Source organism: Levilinea saccharolytica, assembly GCF_001306035.1.
Lineage (GTDB): Bacteria > Chloroflexota > Anaerolineae > Anaerolineales > Anaerolineaceae > Levilinea > Levilinea saccharolytica.
On record NZ_LGCM01000019.1, the window covers coordinates 105,513 to 128,198 of the forward strand.

A 22,686-nucleotide genomic window follows, 5' to 3' on the forward strand; every position below is an offset into this window, starting at 1 on the left:
CACGGAACAGGCCCGCAGCGGATTCCAATTGGGGCAATAAAAAACCCCGAAAACGCGTTTTCGGGGCAGAACCGCAGGCGGCTTTTCCGGCGCAGCGAACTGCACACGGAGGGTACCTTCTTCTATCCGGACTATACCGTCGACCCCGGAATTTCACCGGATCATACGCGCGAGCGCGTTCGTGGGTTATCACCACCGATCGGGAATTGGGAGTTTGCCTCCCGCACCCTGCCCCGAAGGATTTGTATTCAATTTCACAACGAGTATAAGCCGGGGGGCGGGGAATGTCAAGACAGGCCGGGACGCGTCCACCGGCCAAAGCCGCAGGCGGCGGGCTTTATACGGGCGCTTTCTTTCGCCCTGTACCTTCGGTATAATACAGGTGAAATCGGAGGAATGAACCCATGTTTGACAGCTTTTTACGCCGCCGTGAGGACGAGAAACGTATGATCGACGAGGGCCGCCTGCCCCCCGGTCAGGCCGTCACCAACAAATTTCCGGTGCTGCATTACGGCCCGGTGCCCCATTTTAACCCCGACACCTGGACCTTCCGCGTGTACGGCGCGGTGGAAAGCCCCCTGGAACTATCCTGGGAGCAGTTTCGCGCCTTGCCCAGCACGCGCATGACCCTGGACCTGCACTGCGTGACCGCCTGGAGCAAATTTGATACCCAGTGGGAAGGGCTGGCCGTGCGCACCCTCATCGAGGCGGGCCTGGTGCGGCCGCTGCCCAACGCCCGATTCGTGATTCAGCATGCCGAGTATGGGTACACCACCAACCTGCCCCTGGAGATCGTGCTGAGTGACAATTTTCTGCTGGCGTACCGCTACGAGGGGCAGCCGCTGACCCCCGACCACGGACACCCGCTGCGCGGGGTGGTGGGGGCTGTGCCGGGGCGCGCGGACTTAAAAACCCCCTACCTGTGGAAGGGGGCCAAATGGCTGCGCGGGCTGGAATTCAGCGCCGAAGACCGCCCAGGCTTTTGGGAGCGGGCCGGGTATCACAATGAGGCGGATGTGTGGAAAGAGGAGCGCTACGGCTAGGCGCGGCTCAGGTGCGGGTCGACCGGCGGTGTGAACGCCGCCGCAGGCCAATCCAACCGCACTGATCACACTGGTATTTGCCGGTGGGGTATACCAACAAGAGCCCCAGGGCTTTTTCCAGCTTGCTCCGGTGAATGCGCTCAATCGGCCCCCCACAGCGCGGGCAGTCTTCCTGGCGGTGACGTCGGAAAGCCGCGTTTAACACGCCCCACAGCAGCAGCAGGGCCACGAACAAAATCAGAGGATACCAGCGAGGGTCCATAGTTCAGTCCAGAGAGCGCAGGGAGCGGGATTCGCGCGCTGCCGCCTGGGGCCGCGGCGCGCAGATTTATGCCTGCCTATGATAAGATTGTAACATGATTACCCGCCTGCTGAGGCCGCTCATCCACCTGTTTCGGCAGGACGCTACCACGCGTGAACTGCTTGAATCCAATTCCCGTAAGGTGATCTGGACCATGGGGGGAGTGTACCTGGCCTGGCACTTCATCGCCACCCTGTCCTGGCCGGAAATTTTCAGCCCCAGCTTATGGCTGCTGAGCGGGCTGATGCTGTTCACTGTGGTGGGTTCTTTGCGGCTGTTGGCGCGCGCCTTTGCCGCTGCCCAGGGGGTCTGGTTTGTGGGCGTGGCCGCGGCCATTTTGGCGGCCTACGAGCTGTACCTATGGCCGGAGGTGCTGCTGGCCCTGGCGGCTCTGCCGCTGATGGCCCAAGTGATGATGGGGGTGCGCGGGGCCGTGGTGGTCAGCGCGGCTGCGTTGGGGGCCGTGCTGCTTCTGCCGCTGAGTGCTGGTTTTCAGGTGGGGCTGTTTTTGGCGGTGATCGCTGCGTTTTTCTTGGGTTGGGGGGTGTCGAGCAACCTCATTTCGGCCATCGAGGCTTCTTCTTACCATTACAACGAGGCGGTGCGCCGTCTGGAGGAGACCCGCCAGCACCGCGCCCAGATCAGCGTGCTGCTGCGCGAACAGACCAAGGCCAATTACCAGCTGGAACGCATGAACCGCATGTTGGCCTATGCCCGCGCCAAGGCGGATGAGGCCCGCGAAGACCGCGACCGCTTCACCCTGGCGGTCAGCCATGAACTGCGCAGCCCGCTCAACTTCATCCTGGGCTTCAGCGATCTGATGGTCAATTCACCTGAGACTTACGCCGGGCGCGAATCCTGGCCGCCGGGGCTGTATGACGATGTGCAGGAGATTTACCGTTCCAGCACCCACCTTTTGGGCCTGATCAACGACATCCTGGACATGGGCAAGATGGATGCGCACCAGATGGTGCTGTTTAAAGAAAAGGCGCGCATTGAAGACATCCTCAACGCGGTGCGCGAGATGGTAGAAGCGCCGGTGCGCGCGAAGGGCCTGATTCTGCGCCTGGAGCTGGCCCCAGACCTGCCGGATCTGTATGTGGACTGCACGCGCATTCGCCAGGTGGTGCTGAACCTGGTGACCAACGCCATGCGCTTCACCGAGCGCGGCGGCATTACCATTCGCGCCGCTCTGGCGGACGAGATGGTGCGCGTGGAGGTGGAGGACAGCGGGTCGGGCATTGCTCCAGAAGACCTGGAGCGCGTTTTTGATGAATTTTTACAGGCGGGCAGCGAAAGCTGGCGGCGCGGGCAGGGCACCGGCCTGGGGCTTTCCATCGCGCGGCGCTTCATTGAACTGCACGGCGGCACGATTGGGGCCTCCAGCCAGCCGGGCCAGGGGTCGCTGTTCTTTTTCACCCTGCCGGTGCAGGCCCCACTGGAAGAAGAAGCTGCCCCGCTGCCCGCGGCGGTCAGCCCAGCGGGAGAACCGCCCGCTCAACGCGCCGCGGATGACCCCGACCGCCTGGTGCTGGTGCTGGCTTCGGATGAGCGCCAGGCGCGCGCCCTGCGCGAGGCGCTTTCGGGCTATGCCGTCACCAGCCTGTTGGATCCTGAGGGGCTTCTGGCCGCGGTGAACCAGTGGTACCCGCGCGCCCTGGTGGTGGATCGGGCCATGGCCATGCGCGCGGAGGTGCAGCAGGCTCTCAAGAGCCTGCCCTACGACCTGCCCGTGTTTAAGGTGACGCTGATGGGCGGGGGGCTGGCGGGCCACGACCTGCCCGCGGGGGTGCTGCGCTATCTGGTGAAACCGGTGACGCGCGCGGCCCTGTGGGAGGCTGTGTCTGCGCTGGGGGCAGAGCTGCGCACCCTGCTGGTGGTGGACGACGACCCTTCGATGGTGCGCTATCTGACCCAGACGCTGAAGGCTTCGGCGGCCTCGGCCCCCGAATTCACCTTTTTGCCCGCCCACACCGGCGGCGAGGCGGTGGCCCAATTGCAGGGCGGGCAGGTGGACGCAGTGCTGCTGGATTTAGATTTGCCGGATATGAACGGCTTTGCTGTGCTGGATTTTATTCAGGGCCTGCCGGAAGAGAAACGCCCGCAGACTCTGATCATCTCGGCCAACGATTTGGAACAGATGTTGGCCGCGCACCGTCAGGGCAGTCTGGAGGTGTGGCTGCGGCGGCCCTTCACGCGCGAAGAGGGACAGCATTTGTTACATGGGGCGCTGGATGCGGTGCGCCCGCAGTTTATTGAATCGAAAAATGGAGGTGCTGGAGAGAATCGAGAAGATCTTTCTGAGTCACCGGCTTCTTAAGAAAAGCGGCTGCCCCCAGGGAGCGGGCCAGTTCGGCTTCTTCCCAGGCCGAACACACGATCACCGGAATGGAACCCACCTGCGGATCGAGCTTGAGGGCTTGCAGCACCTCCCAGCCGTCCACATGCGGCATCATCACATCCAGCGTGATCAGGGCGGGCTTGAGCTGGCGGGCTTTTTCCAGCACCTGATCGGGATGGGTCAGCCCGACGATGTTCCATTCGGTGCGGCTGAGGTAGCGGCGGAACATGTTGATGGCCGGTTCCTGGTCGTCCACCACCAAAATGGTGGCGGGGGCGGCGCTTTCCAGGCTCAGGGTCAGGATCAGGCGGTTGGCGACGTGTTCTTCGCTGAGCTGCGCGCCGATCTGCTCGCTCCAGTACAGGGCAGCCTTCAGCAGGCCGCGGCCTTCGGCCTCATCCCCTGCCGCCAGGGCGGTTTCCAGCGGGGCCTCCACGGAGAGGTGAATGTGTTGGTTCTGGCTGCGGCAGCGCAGGCACAGCTCGCCGCCGGTGCGCATATGAAAAGCATAGTTGAAGATGCTGATCATGATCTGACGCAGGATCACGCGGTCGGTGACGGCACTGAGGGCGGCGGGCGGGCATTCGCGCTGCACGCTCACCCCTTCTTCTTCCAGCCGCCGGTGCAGGATATGCAGCACGCCGTCCACCACGCTGTGCACGTCCACCCGCTCGCGGTTGAGGACGTAAGCGGGCTGGCCGCCGGGGCCGGATGTATCCTGGGCGTCGTCGTGCAGGCCCAGCTTATCCCACAGGCGCGCGCTGAGGGCCTGCAGGGCTTTGTGCTGGTCTCGGCGCAGCTGCCGGTCGCTGACCGACAGGCGGGCGGCCAGCTCGGTGATGCTCATGCCTTCGACGAAGCGCTGGGTCAAGATCAGGTAGGGGCGCCATTCCACGCTCAGGCCGGGGCTGCCCTTGGCGGGCGGGCGCAGCTCTTCCAGCGTGTCCAAAATCACCTGGCGCAGGTATTCCCCCTTGCTGCCGGTGTAACCGGTGGGAAGCTGGAAGACCGAAAAGAGCAGGGGATGGGTTTCGAGAGCGGCGTAATCGTAAAGATCCGCCATGACATCTTTGATCAAACCGTCAAACATTTCTCGATCCATCGTTCCTGCGCTGTTCCTTTCGGGCGGCCAACCTGCGGCGAAGATGTCAAAGGCATGTCCGTTGTATGGCCGAAAATGAATTGAGGCTGGCGGGTGGAGTGATTATACTATTTTTTGCAGGCCGCACCTGCGCCTTTGCGATTCACCCCCGCCGCGTTGTGTTTGCCTGATTCGGCAAGGAGAATGCGTATGTTTCTAAGGTCCTTTGCTCGCTGTTGGCTGTACGCCGCGTTTTTGGCGGCGTTAGGCGCTTGCACATGGGCGGATCTGCGGCCAGGAAAGTCAACATCGTCGCTGCCGCAGAATCAGGTGGAAGTGTTTTCCTGGTGGACGGGCGGCGGTGAGGCGGCGGGTTTGGACGCCATGATCGAGGTCTTTCACCAGAAACATCCTGAGATCGAATTCATCAACGCGGCTGTGGCCGGGGGAGCGGGCACCAACGCCCGCGCGGTGCTGGCCGCCCGCCTGCAGGCAGGGGACCCGCCCGATTCCTGGCAGGGGCACGCCGGGCAGGAGCTGATCGGCACCTATGTGGCGGCCAAACAGTTGGAACCGCTGAACTTCCTCTATGAGCAGGAGGGCTGGTTGGAAGTGATGCCGGAGATGCTCATCCCGCTCATTTCGCAGAACGGGCAGATTTACTCCGTGCCGGTCAATATTCACCGCGCCAACATGCTGTGGTACAACCCCAAGGTGCTCAGCGCCCACCAGATCGCGCCGCCCCAGACCTTTGATGAATGGATCGCGGCCATGGAAAAGCTGCAGGCCGAGGGCATGGAGGCCCCGTTGTCGCTGGGCGAGCAGTGGACGGCTATGCATCTGTTTGAAACCGTGCTGCTGGCTTCGCTGGGGCCGCAGGACTATGCCGGAATCTGGACGGGCGCGGTGGGTTGGGATACGCCCCAGGTGCAGCGGGCGCTGGAAAATTACCTGACGGTGATGCGCTTCACCAATTCGGACGCGGCCTCGCTGGCCTGGCAGGACGCAGCCCAGCTGGTGGTGAACGGGGATGCGGCCTTCAACGTGATGGGCGATTGGGCCGAAGGCTTTTTTAAGGAATTGGGCAAGACTCCCCGCGAAGATTTCGGCTGGCAGCCTGTGCCGGGAACTCAGGGGACTTTTCAGTTCCTTTCGGATTCGTTTGTTCTGCCCGCCAACGCCCCCCACCGCGATGCTGCTGTCGCCTGGCTGAAAGTGGCGGGCTCCAAAGAGGGCCAGGATGCCTTCAACCCTGTGAAAGGTTCCATCCCGGCCCGCTCGGACGCGGACCGCAGCCTGTACGACGAATATTTGCAGTCGGCGATGGACGACTGGCAAACCAACACAGTGGTGGGCTCGCTTTCGCACGGTGTGGTGGCCAACGACTCGTGGAAGCAGGAAATAGATACCGCGTTGGGGCTGTTTTTGCAGAGCAAAGACGTGGCCGTTTTTCAACAGGCGCTGTTAGCTGCCTGTCAAAAATCAGGGCCGTGCCCGTGAGGCCCCACCCAAGCCCAGGCTGCGCCGCGGCGCGTGGGCAGATGGTAGGATTGTGATGCGGATTAAGAAAGACACCCTGTACAGCTTTTTGCTGGTACTGCCCTCCCTGGCGGCGGTGGCTATTTTCGTCTACGGATTCATCGGCTGGACGCTGCGCGTGTCGTTGAGCCAGTGGACGGGGCTGCTGCCGGATTACACCTGGGTGGGGCTGCAAAACTTTGTCAATCTTTTTCAGGATCCGCGCTTTTTTATTGATATCCGCAATACGGTCATCTTCACCCTGGTGTTCATCAGCGGCTCGCTGATCATCGGCATGGGCACGGCGGTGCTGCTGGATCAAAACATCCGCGCGGAAGGCTTTTTCCGCAGCGTGTACCTCTTCCCGATGGCGATTTCGTTCATTGTGACCGGCGTGGTCTGGCGCTGGCTGATGAACCCGGCCATGGGGTCGCGCATGAGCGGGCTGAACCTGCTTTTCAGCAGTTTGGGGCTGGACTTTTTGGTGAACCAATGGCACACCACGCCGGTGTGGGGCATCGCCGCCATCGCCCTACCGGCGGTGTGGCAGATGTCGGGCTACACCATGGCCCTTTACCTGGCCGGGCTGCGCGCCATCCCGGATGAGCTGCGCGAGGCGGCCCGCGTGGACGGGGCCAGCGAGGTGCAGATCTTTTCCAACATCGTTTTTCCCCTGCTGCGGCCGGTGACGCTGAGCGCGATGGTGATTTTGGGACACATTTCGCTCAAGGTCTTTGATTTGATCGTGGCGGTGGCGGGCAAGCAGATTCCCTTGGACGTTCCGGCGATTTATATGTGGCAAACCACCTTTGACGGTTATTTCTTCGGCCGCGGCGCGGCTATCGGCATTTTCCTGCTGATCAGCGTGGCGGTGCTGATTGTGCCCTATCTGGTTTTTTCGCTGCGCGGGGAGGTGGAGCTGTGAGCCGCAAACACGCCCGCCCCTGGCTGTATGTGCCGCTGGCCTTGATGGCCGTGTTTTACCTGGCGCCGGTGTATGTGATGATCACCACCGGTTTGAAGGGCTTTGATGAAATCTCGCTCAAGAACATGTGGGTTTTGCCCTCGAGCGGCATCCATTTTGACAATTTCACCGCGGCTTTTGAAAAACTGGCGCCGTACCTGTGGAACAGCTTCAATATGGTCTTGCCCGCGGCGGTGCTTTCTTCCATCTTAGGCTCGCTGAACGGCTTTGTGCTGGCCAAGTGGAAATTCCGCGGGGCGGATGTGGTTTTCCCGCTGATTCTGTTCGGCATGTTCATCCCCTACCAGAGCGTGCTGATCCCGCTGGTGGAGTTTATGAAGCAGACGGGGCTGTACGGCGGCCTGCCGGGGCTGATGCTGACCCATGTGATTTACGGCCTGCCTATCACCACACTGACCTTTCGCAATTACTTTGCCAGCGTGCCCAAAGAGATGGTAGAGGCGGCGCGCATGGATGGGGCCGGGCTGTTGGCCACTTACGGGTACATCTTCCTGCCCATCGCCGTGCCCAGCTTTGTGGTGGCCATCATCTGGCAGTTCACGGCGGCCTGGAACGACTTCCTGTTCGCGGTGGTGCTGACCAATCCGGCCAACTGGCCGATCACCGTGGCGCTGAACAACATGGCGGGCAGCCAGATCATCGCCTGGAATGTGCAGATGGCCGGGTCGCTGCTGGCGGCCCTGCCCACCCTGGTGGTGTACATCTTTTTGGGGCGCTACTTCCTGCGCGGGCTGATGGCGGGGGCGCTGAAAGGCTAAAATTTCTCTCCTATAGGGTTGGGAGTTGGGAACGTGAAGCGGCCGCTGAAAGTTCAGCGGCCGCTTCGAATTGCTGTGAATTGGGCGGGCGCAGCAGCCCGTTTAGATCATAAAGTCTTCGCCGCGCCAGTGCCCCTCTTGAGGGGCGTGGATGGGGTGTTCGTGGCTGTGGCTGTGCGCATGGCCGTTGCCGTTGCTGCCGCTGTGGTTGGCTACCACCGCCCCCACCAGCTCAGGGTGCTGCACCACGTGGCTGCCCAGGTTAGCTTCGATCTGTTCCAGGCGGGCCATGACGGAAGCCAGGGCGGCCCCCAGGGTGTCGGGCAGTTTGTCGTGCCCCAGGTCCACGGCCGGGTGGGGCTGGCTGCGGGCGATGATCTGCCCAGGGACGCCCACCACCACCGATTCGGGCGGGACGGGTTTGACCACCACGGCGTTGGCCCCCACGCGGCTGCCGGCGCCCACGGTGATGGCCCCCAACACTTTGGCCCCGGCCCCAATCACCACGTTATCCTCGATGGTGGGGTGGCGCTTGCCCTTCTGCAGGCTGACACCGCCCAGGGTGACGCCGTGATAGAGGGTGACGTTGCAGCCGATCTCGGCGGTTTCACCGATAACCACGCCCATGCCGTGGTCAATAAACAAACTGCGGCAGATTTTGGCCCCGGGGTGGATCTCGATGCCGGTGAGAAAGCGCATCAGGGTGGAAAGCCAGCGCCCCAGCAGCTTCAGCCGGTGGGTCCACAGCCAGTGGGATACGCGGTGACCCCACACCGCGTGCAGTCCCGGATAGGTGAGGATCACCTCCAGCGTGCTGCGCGCCGCGGGGTCGCGGTCGAACACCGCCTGAATATCTTCGCGAAAAGCTCGAAACATGATTCCCTCACCCCGCCGCTCAGTCCGCCAGGTCGGCGTACAGCGCCGTGCTCAGGTAACGTTCGCCAAAAGAAGGGATGATCACCACGATGCGTTTTCCGGCGTTTTCGGGGCGGCGGGCGGCCTGCAGGGCGGCCCACACGGCTGCGCCGGAGGAGATGCCGATGAGGATGCCCTCCTGCTGGGCCACGGCCCGCGCGGTTTGGAAGGCGTCTTCGGATTTGACGCGGATGACTTCGTCATACACCTGGGTGTTGAGCACGCCGGGGACGAAGCCCGCGCCGATGCCCTGAATGGGGTGGGGGCCTTTTTGCCCGCCGGAAAGCACCGGCGAGGCGTCTGGCTCTACGGCGATGACCTGCACCGAGGACTTGCGCGCCTTGAGCACCTCACCCACGCCGGTGATGGTGCCGCCGGTGCCCACGCCGGAGACGAGGATATCCACCTGGCCGTCGGTATCCCGCCAGATTTCTTCGGCGGTGGTTTGGCGGTGAATCTGGGGGTTGGCCGCGTTTTTAAACTGCTGGGGCATGAAGTATTTCTGGGGGTCGCTGGCCGCCAGCTCTTCGGCCTTGCGGATGGCGCCGCCCATGCCTTCCGGCCCAGGGGTGAGGATCAGCTCGGCCCCAAAGGCGCGCAGCAGGATGCGGCGCTCTTTGCTCATGGTTTCGGGCATGGTCAGGATGCAGCGGTAGCCGCGCGCCGCAGCCACCATCGCCAGGGCGATGCCGGTGTTGCCGGAGGTCGGCTCCACAATGACCGTATCTTTGTGAAGCAGCCCGGCTTTTTCGGCGGCGTCAATCATGGACGCGCCAATGCGGTCTTTCACACTGTGGGCGGGGTTGAAGAACTCCAGCTTGAGCACAATTTCTGCGGCGGCTCCCTGGCTGACGCGGCGCAGCCGCACAAGGGGGGTGTTGCCGATCAATTCGGTGATGTCGTTTGCGATTTTCATTCTTTCCTCTTTTCGCCGAACCCTGCGGTTCGGGGGTATTTAGATGGGTGGGTTAAAAACATGCGGCCAGCAGGCAATATTAAAGGCGGGAAACAGGCCTCGCAGATTTTTTGGAAAAATGCGGGTGGGCTGTTGGCCGCCTGGCTGCTGGTCGCAGGGTAAAGGTTATGAACTCAGGCGGTTTACAGGTCCCGCCCCAGACACATGCATGTGAGCATAGAGAACTCCTAAATCGGACAATTTATAACATATTTATAGCTATTATAGAACATAAAAAGAGCCTGTCAAGGGCGTGTATCAGCCTGCCGCACCCTGGGTGTGCCCAGGCGGCAGGCGCCCCGCGGGCCGGGGGCGTGCTATAATCTCTCTGAAGGGCTGTACCCCAGCCCCAAGACCCCCAAGGGAGCCGCGCATGACTGAATTCACAACGACCCGCCGCAAAATTTTCCGCACCCTCGCCGCCCTGCTGCTGCTGGCGCTGCTCAGCCTGGGGTGCGAGCTGAGCGACGGCGGGGATGTGCCCCTGCCGCCCACCGACCCGCCCACGCGGGAGCCGCGGCCCGTGGACCCGCCCTTCACCGTCTTTTTCACCCAGCCGCGCTCACCGGAGGCCGATGAGCGCCGCGGCGGGCCGGATGAGCCGCTGATTGAGGCCATTAATCAGGCCAGAGACAGCGTGGATGTGGCTGTGCTGAATTTCAACTTGCAGTTTGTGGCCGACGCCCTGGATCACGCCTTCGACCGCGGGCTGCGCGTGCGCGTGGTGCTGGATTCAGACGCGCTGGACAACCGTGTGCCGCAGTGGCTGAAATCTCAGAGCATCCCCGTGCGCGGCGATCAGCGCGAAGCCCTGATGCACAACAAGTTCGTCATCATTGACGGCCAGGAAGTGTGGACGGGTTCCATGAACCTGACCGTATCCGGCGCTTATGACGATTACAACCATCTGGTGCGCATCCGCGACGCGCAGGTGGCCGAAGATTACCAGCGCGAATTTGACGAGATGTTTGAACGCGGTGAGTTTGGCCCCGAAAGCCGCGCGGATACGCCCTACCCGCAGCTCAGCGTGCAGGGAATCCCGGTGGAGGTGTACTTTGCGCCGGAGGACGGCATTGCCCGCCGCCTGGCGACTCTGGTGCGCGGGGCGCAGCAAAGCGTGGATTTCCTGGCCTATTCCTTCACCCGCGACGATTTGGCCGACGCCATGATTGAGCGCAGCCGCGCGGGGGTCAGCGTGCGGGGCGTGTTTGAGAGCGAGCAGGTGGATTCCAACCGCGGCACCGAGTTCAACCGCCTGCGCCAGGCGCAGATCCCGGTCTTCCGAGACCAGCTGCCCGGGCAGATGCACCACAAAGTCCTCATCATTGACCGCCGTGTGGTGGTCTTTGGTTCCTACAATTTCTCCATCAACGCGGAGACCCAAAACGACGAAAATGTGATGATCGTCACCGACCCCGATTTGGCCGCTCAGTTTTTGGCGGAGTTCGAATCCATCTACCGACAATCCCAGAATTGAGAGTCCTATGATACCCACCCTGATCACCATCCTGATTTTTGTATTGATCGCCCTGCTGTTCCTGGCGGCGTTTGTGCTCATTCGCACCGTGACTTTTTCGGGAAAGATGAAACTGGAGGCGGCCAAGACCGCCGAGCCGGAGCCGGTGGACGAGCAGCGCGCCGCTGAACACCTTAGCCGCGCCTTGCAGGTGGCCACCATTTCCAATTTGGAGCGCACCCCGGCGGGATATTTGCCCTTTGTGGAATTTCACCAGCTGCTGGCCGAGATGTTCCCGCGCGTGCACAGCCAACTTCAACGCGAGCGCATCGCCGACTATTCCCTGCTGTACTGCTGGCCGGGCAGCAACCCGGACCTGGAGCCCGTGCTGTTTGCCGCCCATCAGGATGTGGTGCCGGTGGACCCGGCCTCGCTGAGCGCTTGGCTCCAGCTGCCTTTCTCCGGCGCGGTGGCCGACGGCAGCGTGTGGGGACGGGGCGCGCTGGATATTAAGAACCAATTGATCGCCCTGCTGGAGTCGGTGGAAATTTTGCTGGAGCGCGGCTATCAGCCGGAGCGTACCCTGTACTTGGGATTTGGGCACGACGAAGAAACCTGGGGCGACGGCGCGCTGGCGATTGTCAACTGGCTGAAGGAGCGCGGTGTGCGCCTTTCGGCGGTGGTGGATGAGGGCGGCTCGCTGATGACGGGCGTGCTGCCGGGGGTCGAGATCCCCGTGGCGTTGGTGGGTTACGGCGAAAAAGGCTACATGACCCTGCGCCTGAGCGTGGACGCTGCTCCCGGCCACTCGGCCATGCCGCCCGCCCAAACCGCCATCGGCATCCTGGCCCGCGCCATCGCCCGCCTGGAGGCGCATCCTTTGCCCGATTACCCCCGGGCGTTGACGCCCCTGTTCAAGGCCATCGGCCCGGCGGCCCCTTTCAGCCTGCAGGTGGCCTTTGCCAACCTGTGGCTGCTGGGCGGGATCGTGCGCAAACGCCTGCTGGCCAACCCCAAGACGGCCGCTGCCATCCGCACCACCACGGCGGTGACCATGATCCAGGGCGGCATCAAAGATAACATTCTGCCCAACCGCGCCGAGGCTCTGGTCAATTTCCGCCTGATGCCCGGCGATACCATCGCGGGGGTGTGCGAGCACGTGCGCAAGGCTATTCGCGACGAGCGGGTGACGTTGGAAGCCGTGGGCGAATCGGCGCGCGAGGCGCCGGCCCCCTCGGCAGTGGATACGCCCGTGTTTGCCAGCCTGTCGGCGGTGGTGGCCGAGACCTTTGGCGGGGTTCCCACCGCGCCGTACCTGGTGCTGGGGGCCACGGATGCGCGCCACTACACCGCCATCTGCGATCAGGTCTTCCGCTTCTCGCCCGTACTCGTGACCTCGGAAGAAATGGCCACGGTGCACGGCATTGGCGAGCACATCCCGGTGGAAAAGCTGGCCGGTATGGTCCGTTTCTATAACACCCTCATCCCCGCCTGGACGGGCGGCTCGGAAGCCTGAGGAAACCCCATGCGCGCGCGGGCTGTGATCCTGACCCTGCTGCTGGCGGCTTTGCTGCTCAGCGGCTGCGGCTCGCTGGACCTGCCCGCGCTGCTGCCTTCTTTCACCCCCCAACCCAGCTGGACGCCGCTGGCCACCTGGACCCCCTGGCCCACACCTCTGCCCAGCGCCACCCCTTCCCCCAGCCCCACGCCTTTTGAACTGGCGCGGGCGGGCACACCTTTGCCCCAACCCCTGTCGCCGCTGACCGCCGAAAACGCGGCCGAGCTGCGCCTGCTGGCCGTCTACGGCCGCGGGCTGCTGCTGCACGCCCAGTGGTCGGGGGACGGCCGGTCGCTGTGGGTGGGCGGCACCCGCGGGCTGGCGCGTTTGGACGCGGCTTCCCTGACCGAAACGCTGTTTCTGCCCGCACCCCCTTCGGCGGTGCTGCGCGCCTGGGCGGTTTCGGCGGATGGGCGCTGGGCGGCGGCGGGCGCGCAGGACGGGCGCGTGTTCCTATGGGACGCCCAGACCGGCGCGCTGACGGAAGAACCTTTGCCGGGCGCGGGGGGCAGCCCCGTGCTGACGATGGCCTTTTCGCCGGATTCCAACCGGCTGGCGGCCGCTGCCTGGGACCGGCGGGTGAACTGGTGGGCGTTGGATACCCGCGCCGGCCGCAGCCTGCGTTCGCGTGCCCCGCTGCGGGCGCTGGGTTTCACCCCAGACGGCGCGCAGCTGCTGGGCTGGGCCGCGGCAGGGCAGCCGGAGGTGTGGGAACTGCCCGCCGGACGGCGCCTGGATGATTTTTACATCGGTCTCACCACGGGCGGCGGTTCGGCGCGCGGGCTGGCCTTTTCGGCGGACGGCAGCACCCTGGCGGCCAACCAGAGCAGCCGCCTGCGGGTTTTCCGCAGTGACGACCGCACCACCCGCGCCACGCTGAGCGCTTTTCGCGGCCCGCTGTTGGCCGCTGCCCTTTCGGCGGACGGCAGCCGCGCGGCTACCCTGGAAGAGACCGCCGTGCGCGTTTGGGAAACGGATTCACGCGCGCTGGTGCAGGAATTTCCCGCCCCGCCGGGGGCCCAGGTGGGCTGGCGTTTGGCCTTTGCGCCCGACGGCGGCCGCCTGCTGCTGGTGGGGGACGGGCTGTGGGTGTTCACCTTGGGCTCACAGGAGCCTGCCCTGCGTTGGGAAGGGACGGCCTGGGCGCGGGCGCAGCGCCTGTGGACGGCTCCCCTGCCTGCCCAGGGGCTGCGCGTGGCACAGTTGGACGGTTGGGAAAGCCTGTGGCGGCTGGGGCAAGGGCAGGCGGATGCCCCTGCGCAGCTGGTGGTGGGGCCCTACGGCGCGCTGGCGCTTTCATCCAATGGGGATTGGCGGGCGGTTTCACGCGCGGACGGCAAGGTGATGGTCTATGCGGCGGGGGAAATTACCCCCACCTGGAGCCTCAGCGGCCACCTTCAAACGCCCCTGGCTCTGGCCTTTTCTGCTGACGGAAACTGGCTGGCCAGCGGCAGCCGTGAGGGCGCCTTGCGCCTGTGGGATTTGCAGACCGGCAAGGCCGCCCTGAAGCTGGAACTGAAAGAGGATGTGCAGTATCTGGCCTTCAACCCGGCGGGGGACGCCCTGGCGGTGGGGCTGCGCGAGAGCACGCGCCTGCTGGAGCTGACGGCGGGGGATGTGCTGGCCACCTACCCCGGAACGGCGCCCGTGTTCGCCCCCGACGGGCAGCAGTTGGCCCTGGCCCTGCCCGACAGCAGCCTGCGCCTGGTGAGCCTGCGCGGCGGGCAAACGGTCACCCTGGATGCGGCTGGGCGGGCGGCGGCTTTTTCGCCGGACGGCGCGCTGCTGGCCGTCAGCGGCGCGGCGCTGAGCCTGTGGGATACGCACAGCGGGGAGCAGGTGACGGCGATAGAAAACCCCGCTCCGTTTGCCCCGCCGCAGTTTTCGGCGGACGGCGAGCTGCTGCTGATCAGCGATTGGGACGGGGTGGTGTACCTGTGGGGGGTGTGGTAACTGCCAAATCCTCTCAAGTTTTGGCAAATGCCGGCCCCCGGTTTGAATTTTACCCCTGGAAGTACTACAATAAAGTTGTCAATGTTGAGGAAAATAGATCACATTACCAGGAGGTAAAATTCATGAACACTGTCCGCCATATCTTACAAGTGAAGGGCGATGACCTGTGGACCATCACCCCGGACACCACCGTGTACGATGCTTTGCGGCTGATGGCTGATAAGGATGTGGGCGCTCTGCTGGTGATGGATTCCGGCCGCCTGGTGGGCATCCTTTCGGAACGCGACTACGCCCGCAAGGTGATTTTGTTCAATAAGGCCTCCCGCGAGACCCTGGTGCGGGAGATCATGACCACCCAGTTGTACACCATTCACCCCGACCAGACGGTGCAGGAGAGCATGGAGCTGATGACCGCCCAGCGCGTGCGCCATCTGCCGGTGGTGGACGGCGAGCAGGTGTTGGGGGTCATCTCCATCGGCGACGTGGTCAAGGACATCATCTACCAGCAGCGCCGCACCATTCGCGATTACGAAACCCGCCTGACCAGCGGTGCATAAGCCAGACAGCCCGGCATGTCCAAACCGCCGCCCGATCTTAGGGCGGCTTTTTTTATTGGGGGGAAGATGGTACTTGAAAAAATCTCAGCGCGGGCGCGGGTTTCGGCGAGGCTTCATGCTAAAATGACAGAACCAGGGGTTTAATTCTCCCGCCGCCTCCGGCGGGCCCGGCGACAAGGACACAAGCATGTACGATTTGATCTTCCGAAATGGTTTGGTGATTGACGGCAGCGGGGCGGCGGCCTTCCGCGCGGATGTGGGCGTGCGCGGCAGCCAGATCGCGGCGGTGGGCGACCTTTCGCAGGCCGAGGCAGCCCAGGTGGTGGACGCCAGCGGTTTGATGGTGGCCCCCGGGTTCATTGATATGCACTCTCACGGCGATTTTATGCTGCCTTTTCTGCCCACCGCGGACAGCAAAGTGCAGCAGGGCATCACCCTGGAGGTGGTGGGCAACTGCGGTTCCAGCATGGCCCCCCTCAGCCCGGCCATGGCGGCCGAGGTCAACCAGGAAAAAGACAGCCGCGCTGGCCAGGAAGTGACCTGGGAGACCTTTGGCGAATTTTTAGACACGCTGCGCCGGCAGGGAACCGCCCTGAACGTGGTGGCCCTGGTGGGGCACGGCACCGTGCGCGAAAAGGTGATGGGCATGACCGACGCCGCGCCCACCCCCGAACAGCTGGCTGCCATGCAGGACGAGGTGCGCGCGGCCATGCAGGCGGGGGCCAGAGGCCTTTCCACCGGCCTGATCTACACCCCCAACGTGTACGCCAAAACGGATGAGATCGTCGCCCTGGCGCGCACCGCTGCCGAAATGGGCGGGATTTACACCAGCCATGTGCGCGGCGAGGGCAACTCGCTCTTAGAAGCGGTGGATGAAGCCATTCAGGTGGGGCGCGAGGCGGGCATCTCGGTGGAAGTCAGCCATCTGAAAGCCTCCGGCGTGCGCAACTGGGACAAAATGGCGCTGGTGATTGAGAAAATTCAAAAAGCGCGGGAGGAGGGCCTGAACGTCAACGCGGATATGTACCCCTACCCCGCTTCCAACACCGGCCTCAGCTCGCTGATCCCCGATTGGGCCCATGTGGGCGGGCGCGAGGCGATGGTGGCGCGCCTGCAGGACCCGGCCCTGCGCGCCCAGCTGCGCGCGGAGCTGCACGATGAGGTCAACGCCAACGGCGTCGGCTGGGATCGCATTTTCATCTCGGACTGCCCCTCCAACCCGCGCCTGGAAGGCCGCCATCTGGGCGAGATCGCCGCGGAGCGCGGAGTTCACCCCTGGGAGGCGGTGTTTGATATTCTCATCGAAACCCGCTGCGTGGCGGATATGATCATGTTCACCATGCAGGAAGAAAACGTGGCCCTGGGCTTGCAGCAGCCCTGGGTGATGATTGGCACGGACGCTTCGGGGCGGGCGGCCGAGGGGCCTTTTTCGGCGGGCAAGCCCCACCCGCGCAATTACGGGTCTTTCCCGCGCGTGCTGGGCTATTACGCCCGCCAGCAGGAGCTGTTTTCGGTGGAAGAGGCCGTACGCAAGATGACCAGCCTGCCGGCCAGCAAACTGGGGCTGACTCAGCGCGGTTACCTGCGCCCCGGCTGCTACGCGGATATGGTGGTGTTTGACGCCCAGGCGGTGATCGACCGCAGCACCTTCCAGCAGCCGCACCAATACCCACAGGGCATCCGCTGGGTGGTGGTGAACGGGCAAGTGGTGGTGAAAGACGGCCAGCACACCGGCGCCCTGCCCGGGCAAATCCTCTAAGCCCCCCTTTTTCAGCTATCAGCCCCTCCCCGCGGCAAGAAGGTTGGCGCCAGCGGGGAGGGGCTTTTTTTAACTTCTGTCAGGCGCTGACCGCCTTCTGTTCCGCGGCCATGCGCTCGCGCAGCTCCTGGGCCTGGGCGGGGGGCAGATCCGGCGGGGTGTAGGCCGCCACCAACTCTTCCACGCGCAGGCGCGCCCGCGCCCAGGTGTCCAGGCGGCCGGATTCTTCCCAGGCGCGCACCGAGCCGCGGTCAATCACCGCGGAGGGCAGGCTTTGCTCGGCGCGGAAGAGCTGCCGGGTGACTTTTTGCTTGAGAAAATCGGCGCGGAAGTCAATTCCGACGAAGAACTCCAGGCCGAGGGTGGGGGTCAGTTCGTGCATGCCTTCGCGCAGGCGCAGGGCGGCGCGCACGGCTTCGGCGTCCACCACCAGCTTTTCGGCGGAATGGCAGTTGAGGAAATCCAACATGCCCGCGCCGGAGACCATGCTGACCCCGGCCAGGGCAGCCAGCACGGCACTGATGCCGCTTTCCAGACCCGCCTGGGCGTCCACCAGCTTGGCGTCGCTGGCGGCCAGATAGGTGTGGGTGGGCAGGCCCAGCGAACGCCCCACCTGGGCATAGGCCGCGTCCATCATGGCGGTTTCCACCGCGCCCATGGGGGTGGTGCCGTGGCGCATGTCAAAAATGGCCGGTGCGCCGCCCCATACGATGGGCGCACCGGGGGCCGCGCATTGGTGCAGGGCGATGCCCGCCAGGCATTCGGCGGCATGCTGCACCACGCTGCCCAGCAAGGTCACCGGGCCGGCGCTGCCCGCCAGGGGCATGGAAACGATCTCGGCGGGGACGCCCGCCCGCGCCAGATCGATGAGACTCTGAGCAGCGAAGGCGCTGTAGACCAGCGGCGGGGTGGGGCACACATCAAAGACGGCCACCGGCCGTTCGCGCAGGGCCTGGGCCCCGCCGCACACGCCCGCCAAAAAGCGCAGCATACGCTGGCCGCCCTCGGCGGTGAAGGCCCCGGTGATCACCGGCTTGGCGGAGTGCAGCAGCACCAGGTACAGGCGGTACAGGTCGCCGATGGGCACGGGGATGTCGGCGCACACCACCGCGGTGGATTGGGCGGCAAACTGCGGCAGCCCTTCGGCCACCTGAATGATGCGCAGCAAGTCGGCGCTTTGGGCGGGGCGTTGGCGGCCGCTGTCGGCATCCAGCACGTTGACCGCCGCCGAGCCGGGGTCAAAATGCACCTGGTCGTCCCCGTAGGTCAGGCGCGCCTCGCCCAGTAAATTGTAGAGGGTGAAGCTGTGCGGGGCGCTTTGCAGCCCGGCGCGGATGAGAGCCTCCGGCAAGCGCACCACCTCGGCGTTTTCGTCCACGGCGGCTCCACCGCTGGCCAGCAGGGCGCGCGCCTCGGGCAGGGAGACGCGCACACCGGTGTGCGCCAGCAGGGCAAAGGCCTCATCCAAAATGCGCGCTACCTGCTCCGTGCTGATCAATTCAAAGCTGGGGCGGCTCATGCGGGCTCCTCCGCGTCCAGATAACTGAGGAAATCGCCCAGTTCCGCGCTCAGACGCTCGTCCATCCCCTGGGGCTGGTGAGAGGCCAGGATTTGGCGGGCCTTGGCGCGGGCGAAATCGGGCGGGCCGTCGCGCAGCGCCTCCCAGGTGTCGTAGGGGCGGCGGTCAAAGAAGCGGTTCATCCACAAACTGCGCATGTTCTGGCGGGTGTGCTTTTGGGCCAGGTAGTGGCTGCTGGGGCCGACGGCGGCGATGGTTTCCAGCGCCAGGCTGTCCTCATCCACGCGGATGCCCTGCAGCACGCGGCGGATGATGGCAAAGATCTCGCAGTCCAGCAGCATTTGTTCATAAGACCAGATGCGGCTGCCGTGCAGCAGGCCGACCCCCAGGAGCATGTCGGCCATCGAGGCGCAGGCCATAAAGGTGGACAGGCTGTTTTCCACACCCGCCTGCCAATCGGGGAGCTTGGCGCCGGTGGCAAAGGAGCCCATTGAGAGCGGGACGTGGTAAAAATCCGCCAGCTGGTTGCTGGCCGCGCCAAAGAGGAAATCTTCGGGGCCGCCGCCGGTGTACCCGCCGGTGCGCATGTCCATCGCCGTTTGGGCGGCGGCGTAAAACACGGGTGCGCCAGGGAAGGCCAACTGCATGAGGGCCAGGGCGCTGATCACCTCGGCGTTGCCCACCACCAGCGTGCCCGCCGGGGTAGCGGGGGCGGTGGAACCCGCGGAGGCCATGGTCATGAAGCCCACGGGCAGGCCGGCTTCGGCGGCCACCAGGGCCGCCTCCAGGCTGCCGCCGTCCTGGGCCAGGGGTGAGGCGGTGCACTGCATGATGGACAGGATGGGGCGCTGGCGCAGGGCCAGCGGCCCACCAGCCACCATCTCGGCCAGGCGTACGGCAGCATGCGCCTCGTGCGCGGTGACGATGCTTTCGGTTTGGACATGCTTGCTGGAATTGCCCCAGATGGCGCACAGCTCATGCAGGCTGCGCGTGTGGGCGGGGCGGTCCTGGGCCGAGACGGGCACCCAATGGAAACCGATTTCTTCCAGCGCATCGGCCGTGCGGGCGATATCGGCCACGTCCTGCAGGCATGAACGGCGGCGCTGGCCGCTTTCCAGATCCAACACTTCCACCCCGCAGCCGTCGGTGCCCACAAAGACGTGATCGCCGTCCAGGGGCAGATCCTGCTGCGGATCGCGGGCGGCCAGGGTGAAGGTGGGCGGGGCGCTGCGCAGGGCTTTTTCAATCAGCGCAGCGGGGGCGCGCACCGTGCTGGTGTGGAGGTCCACCTGGGCGCCGTGAGCCTGCCACAGCTCCAGGGCGCGCGGCGAGGGGAAGCGCACGCCCACATGTTCGATCACGTGCAGGGTGGCCTCATGGATGCGCTGAATATCCGTTTCGGACAGGGGCTGCACGCGGAAGCGCGGCTGAGAGATGGAGAGGATGTTTCCGGCCACGTCTCACCCCCCCTGCATTAGTTGAATGGCGGCCTGCACGGCCCCGGAGGCGTCTTCGCTGTAGCCGTCCGCGCCGATTTCTGCGGCCCAGCTGCGCGTGACCGGCGCGCCGCCCACCAGCACCTTGAAGCGGCTGCGCACCCCCGCGGCTTCCAGCGCCTGGACAAACTTGCGCTGGTTGATCATGGTGGTGGTCAGCAGGGTGCTCAGGCCGATGATATCGGCGTTCACCTCCAGGGCCTTATCCAGGAAGGTTTGCAGGGGCACATTCACCCCCAGGTCGTACACCTTGAAGCCGTTGGCCGAAAGCAGGGTGCCGACCAGGGTCTTGCCGATGTCGTGGATGTCGCCCTCCACCGTGCCGATGACCACCGTGCCCAACACCTGACGGGCGGTTCCGCGGCGGGCCATTTCCGGTTCCAGCTCGGCGATGGCGGCTTTCATGGCCTCGGCGGCCAGCACCAGATCGGGCAGGAACATTTCGCCCAGGGTGTACTGTTCGCCGACGTAGCGCATTCCGGCGACGAAGCCCTGGTCAATGGCCACCAATGGGTCGATACCGTCGGTAACGGCCTGCCGTGCCAGGCGGGCAGCCTCTTCTTTTTCGCCGTCTATCACGCTCTGGGCCATGGCCTGAAAAATGTCTGTGCTCATGGGGGGTCTCCTTTATTGGGGGGTAGGGGGGTCGCCTGATCCCAGGTGTGCAGCACGCGCAGGGCGAACTGCGTACAGCGCTCCAGGGCGGCGGGGTCAATATGATCCATCTGATCGCTCATTTGATGCCAGTGCAGGTCGGCGTCGTGCATGGGGGGCTGGTAGGTGTTCAGGCTGAGGGCCATAGCCCCGCGCTGGGTGGCGGCCAGGGCGTCGGTGTAGGCCAGCCCCACCTGGGGGGCAGCTTCGATGTCGGGCAGGGCGGCGGCGGCCGATTGGGCCAGGGCCAGCGCGCGCGGGTGGGTGGGGTATTTCTTCACCAGGCCGTCGCGCTGTAAATATTCCACCCGCCCCTGGCCGACCTCATCCAAAATCAGATAGAGGGTTTCGGTGCCGAAGCTCTGGGCGTGGGTCTCCAAAAAGGCCTGAAAGCCGCGCGCCCCCACCTCTTCACAGCCGGTGAAGGCCCACCACAGCTCGGTGTGCTCCAGGGGCTGGCGGCTGAGGTGTTCTGCCAGGGACAGGGCCACACCCACCCCGCTGGCGTTATCGCTGGCCCCGGGGGAAAAGGGGGTAAACAAGGCCTGGGCGCACAGACCCGCGGCGGTCAATTGCAGCGCGGCCAAGACCCCGGCCGGCCACAGCAACCAGGCGGCGCCCAGCAGGCCGCTGAGCAGGCACAGCAGCGCGCTGAGGAAGAGGCTACCCACAGCGGCGCTGACCAGGCGGCTGAACCAGCGGTACCAGGCCAGGGACGAGTAAAAAATGGGGGTGCGGTGGGTATCCACATGCGCGCAGATCACGGCGCGGCGCGCGAGGGGCTGAGCGGCGGAAGGCAGTATCCCCACGGCGTTTTGGCTGGGGGCGGTGGGCAGCAGGGCGCGCAGCCAGTTGGGGCGCAGGTCCAGCTCCGCCAACATGCCCAGCCCGCCCGCCAGGGCCAGCGCGGCGCCGGTCAGCGTAGCCGCCGGGTGAGGGACGAGCGCGGTCAGGGCAAAACCCAAAATGCCCGCGCCGAAGGCGGCCAGAAAGGGGGTGTAGGTGTGGGGGGTGGTTTGGAAAGGCTCCAGGCGTACATCCCGGAGCCCCAGGTGCTGCATGCGCTCGGCGGTGTATTCAGCGGCGGCCCGCTCTTGGGGCGTGCAGCTTCCGCGCCCGCCGATGGTGACGGAGAGATGCTGAATGACCTCCAAGGCAGCGGCAGCCAGCGGCATTTTCATGCTCCAATCGGCCAGGCGCGCACCAGGGCGATTTGCGCCTCGCTTTCGGGGGCGCTGCGCGCGTTGGGAATGACCTGACGGAGTTGGTTCAACAGCTGCAGGGCTTCCTCACCCACCGCCAGCCCGCGGCGGGCCAGAAAGCAGCCGACCACCGTGCCTGTGCGGCCCACCCCGCCCCAGCAGTGCAGGTACACCGCGCCCTCTGAGGCCAGGGCCCCATCCAGCGCGTCCAGGATGCGGCGCATGTCCTGGGGGGTGGGGGCGGTGTAATCGGGGATGGGGTGGCGCTGCCAGCGAAAGGCCAGCCCGCGCGCGTCGGTTAGTTCCTGCAGACGCAGCCAGTAGGGGGCGTAGGGCGGGTCGGCCTGATCCATCTCGGCGGCTTCCTGCAAATTGAGGATGCTGCGCACGCCGCAGTCGAGCAGCGCGTGCAGCTGCTGATCTGTCACGGTGGGATCCTGGCTGCCGGGGTGAGGCCCGGCCAGCAGCCTGCCCGGCAGGACCCAGTACGTTTTCGGAAATGGGAGCGGGTTGGAGCAAGGTTCCATCGGTTGGGAGACTCGCTTTCGAGAGGGTAAAGTCAGTATACCAGACTTCGCCGCGGGGCATGCGCGCAAGGAACGGAAAAGGCCCCCGCGCCGCGCGCCCATCCATCG

At 64.8% G+C, this 22,686-nt stretch carries 19 protein-coding genes and 1 riboswitch; of the genes, 10 read left to right on the plus strand and 9 right to left on the minus strand.

What is annotated here, in order from left to right:
- Positions 1 to 110 precede the first annotated feature (110 nt).
- Positions 111 to 245: riboswitch (FMN riboswitch) on the minus strand.
- Between the two features lie 159 nt (positions 246 to 404).
- The gene (locus ADN01_RS04780) at positions 405 to 1,043 is read left to right on the plus strand and encodes a sulfite oxidase-like oxidoreductase (RefSeq protein WP_062419948.1); all 639 of its coding nucleotides are present in this window, start codon (positions 405 to 407) and stop codon (positions 1,041 to 1,043) included.
- Positions 1,044 to 1,050: 7 nt separating this feature from the next.
- On the opposite strand, the gene ADN01_RS04785 is transcribed toward ADN01_RS04780, so the two are convergent.
- Positions 1,051 to 1,305 (minus strand): hypothetical protein, encoded by a 255-nt coding sequence (locus ADN01_RS04785; RefSeq protein WP_062419947.1) that lies wholly within the window; start codon positions 1,303 to 1,305, stop codon positions 1,051 to 1,053.
- 94 nt (positions 1,306 to 1,399) lie between these two features.
- Here ADN01_RS04785 and ADN01_RS04790 point away from each other — a divergent pair, with 94 nt between their 5' ends.
- Positions 1,400 to 3,664, plus strand: a complete 2,265-nt coding sequence (locus ADN01_RS04790) for a hybrid sensor histidine kinase/response regulator (protein WP_062419946.1) — start codon at positions 1,400 to 1,402, stop codon at positions 3,662 to 3,664.
- Here ADN01_RS04790 and ADN01_RS04795 read toward each other — a convergent pair.
- A complete protein-coding gene (locus ADN01_RS04795) occupies positions 3,597 to 4,787 on the minus strand; it encodes an ATP-binding response regulator (RefSeq protein ID WP_147238941.1) in 1,191 nt (396 codons plus the stop codon). The two genes, ADN01_RS04790 and ADN01_RS04795, sit on opposite strands and share 68 nt — an antisense overlap.
- A 189-nt stretch (positions 4,788 to 4,976) precedes the next feature.
- On the opposite strand from ADN01_RS04795, the gene ADN01_RS04800 reads away from it, so the two are divergent.
- From ADN01_RS04800 to ADN01_RS04810, 3 genes are read left to right on the plus strand one after another with little or no spacing between them, the layout of a single operon-like run.
- Positions 4,977 to 6,266: an ABC transporter substrate-binding protein gene (locus ADN01_RS04800; protein WP_236690968.1), complete on the plus strand. Its 1,290-nt coding sequence runs from the start codon at positions 4,977 to 4,979 to the stop codon at positions 6,264 to 6,266.
- Positions 6,267 to 6,321: 55 nt separating this feature from the next.
- Entirely contained in the window at positions 6,322 to 7,209 is an 888-nt protein-coding gene (locus ADN01_RS04805; RefSeq protein WP_062419944.1) for a carbohydrate ABC transporter permease, read from the plus strand.
- Between the two features lie 44 nt (positions 7,210 to 7,253).
- Positions 7,254 to 8,027, plus strand: a complete 774-nt coding sequence (locus tag ADN01_RS04810) for a carbohydrate ABC transporter permease (RefSeq protein ID WP_062419981.1) — start codon at positions 7,254 to 7,256, stop codon at positions 8,025 to 8,027.
- Between the two features lie 102 nt (positions 8,028 to 8,129).
- On the opposite strand, the gene cysE is transcribed toward ADN01_RS04810, so the two are convergent.
- Entirely contained in the window at positions 8,130 to 8,903 is a 774-nt protein-coding gene (gene cysE / locus ADN01_RS04815) for a serine O-acetyltransferase (protein WP_075070967.1), read from the minus strand.
- Positions 8,904 to 8,922: 19 nt separating this feature from the next.
- Positions 8,923 to 9,858 (minus strand): cysteine synthase A, encoded by a 936-nt coding sequence (gene cysK / locus ADN01_RS04820; protein ID WP_062419943.1) that lies wholly within the window; start codon positions 9,856 to 9,858, stop codon positions 8,923 to 8,925.
- Positions 9,859 to 10,270: 412 nt separating this feature from the next.
- Between cysK and ADN01_RS04825 the strand changes: the two genes are divergently transcribed.
- The 5 genes from ADN01_RS04825 (at position 10,271) to ADN01_RS04845 (ending at position 17,180) form a co-directional block, all read left to right on the plus strand.
- Positions 10,271 to 11,374, plus strand: coding sequence for a phospholipase D-like domain-containing protein (locus ADN01_RS04825; protein ID WP_062419942.1), 1,104 nt, complete (start codon positions 10,271 to 10,273; stop codon positions 11,372 to 11,374).
- A 7-nt stretch (positions 11,375 to 11,381) separates the two neighbouring features.
- On the plus strand, positions 11,382 to 12,869 hold the full coding sequence (locus ADN01_RS04830; protein WP_062419941.1) for a M20 family peptidase: 1,488 nt from the start codon (positions 11,382 to 11,384) through the stop codon (positions 12,867 to 12,869).
- A gap of 9 nt (positions 12,870 to 12,878) precedes the next feature.
- Positions 12,879 to 14,864 (plus strand): WD40 repeat domain-containing protein, encoded by a 1,986-nt coding sequence (locus ADN01_RS04835; protein WP_062419940.1) that lies wholly within the window; start codon positions 12,879 to 12,881, stop codon positions 14,862 to 14,864.
- A gap of 122 nt (positions 14,865 to 14,986) precedes the next feature.
- A complete protein-coding gene (locus ADN01_RS04840) occupies positions 14,987 to 15,421 on the plus strand; it encodes a CBS domain-containing protein (protein WP_062419939.1) in 435 nt (144 codons plus the stop codon).
- Between the two features lie 187 nt (positions 15,422 to 15,608).
- Positions 15,609 to 17,180 carry an N-acyl-D-amino-acid deacylase family protein gene (locus ADN01_RS04845; RefSeq protein WP_062419938.1) on the plus strand — a complete coding sequence of 524 codons (1,572 nt, stop codon included), beginning with the start codon at positions 15,609 to 15,611 and terminating at the stop codon, positions 17,178 to 17,180.
- Positions 17,181 to 17,259: 79 nt separating this feature from the next.
- On the opposite strand, the gene ADN01_RS04850 is transcribed toward ADN01_RS04845, so the two are convergent.
- The 5 genes from ADN01_RS04850 to ADN01_RS04870 are packed head-to-tail and all read right to left on the minus strand — an operon-like array spanning position 17,260 to position 22,680.
- Positions 17,260 to 18,699: a trimethylamine methyltransferase family protein gene (locus ADN01_RS04850; protein WP_062419937.1), complete on the minus strand. Its 1,440-nt coding sequence runs from the start codon at positions 18,697 to 18,699 to the stop codon at positions 17,260 to 17,262.
- Positions 18,696 to 20,156, minus strand: coding sequence for a trimethylamine methyltransferase family protein (locus ADN01_RS04855; protein WP_062419936.1), 1,461 nt, complete (start codon positions 20,154 to 20,156; stop codon positions 18,696 to 18,698). Before ADN01_RS04855 ends, ADN01_RS04850 begins: the two co-directional genes overlap by 4 nt.
- Before the next feature lie 3 nt (positions 20,157 to 20,159).
- Positions 20,160 to 20,810: a corrinoid protein gene (locus tag ADN01_RS04860; RefSeq protein ID WP_062419935.1), complete on the minus strand. Its 651-nt coding sequence runs from the start codon at positions 20,808 to 20,810 to the stop codon at positions 20,160 to 20,162.
- Positions 20,807 to 22,030: a M28 family peptidase gene (locus ADN01_RS04865; protein ID WP_113918808.1), complete on the minus strand. Its 1,224-nt coding sequence runs from the start codon at positions 22,028 to 22,030 to the stop codon at positions 20,807 to 20,809. Before ADN01_RS04865 ends, ADN01_RS04860 begins: the two co-directional genes overlap by 4 nt.
- Positions 22,027 to 22,680 carry a protein-tyrosine phosphatase family protein gene (locus tag ADN01_RS04870; RefSeq protein WP_082142992.1) on the minus strand — a complete coding sequence of 218 codons (654 nt, stop codon included), beginning with the start codon at positions 22,678 to 22,680 and terminating at the stop codon, positions 22,027 to 22,029. The genes ADN01_RS04865 and ADN01_RS04870 overlap by 4 nt, the downstream gene beginning before the upstream one ends.
- Between the last annotated feature and the right edge of the window lie 6 nt (positions 22,681 to 22,686).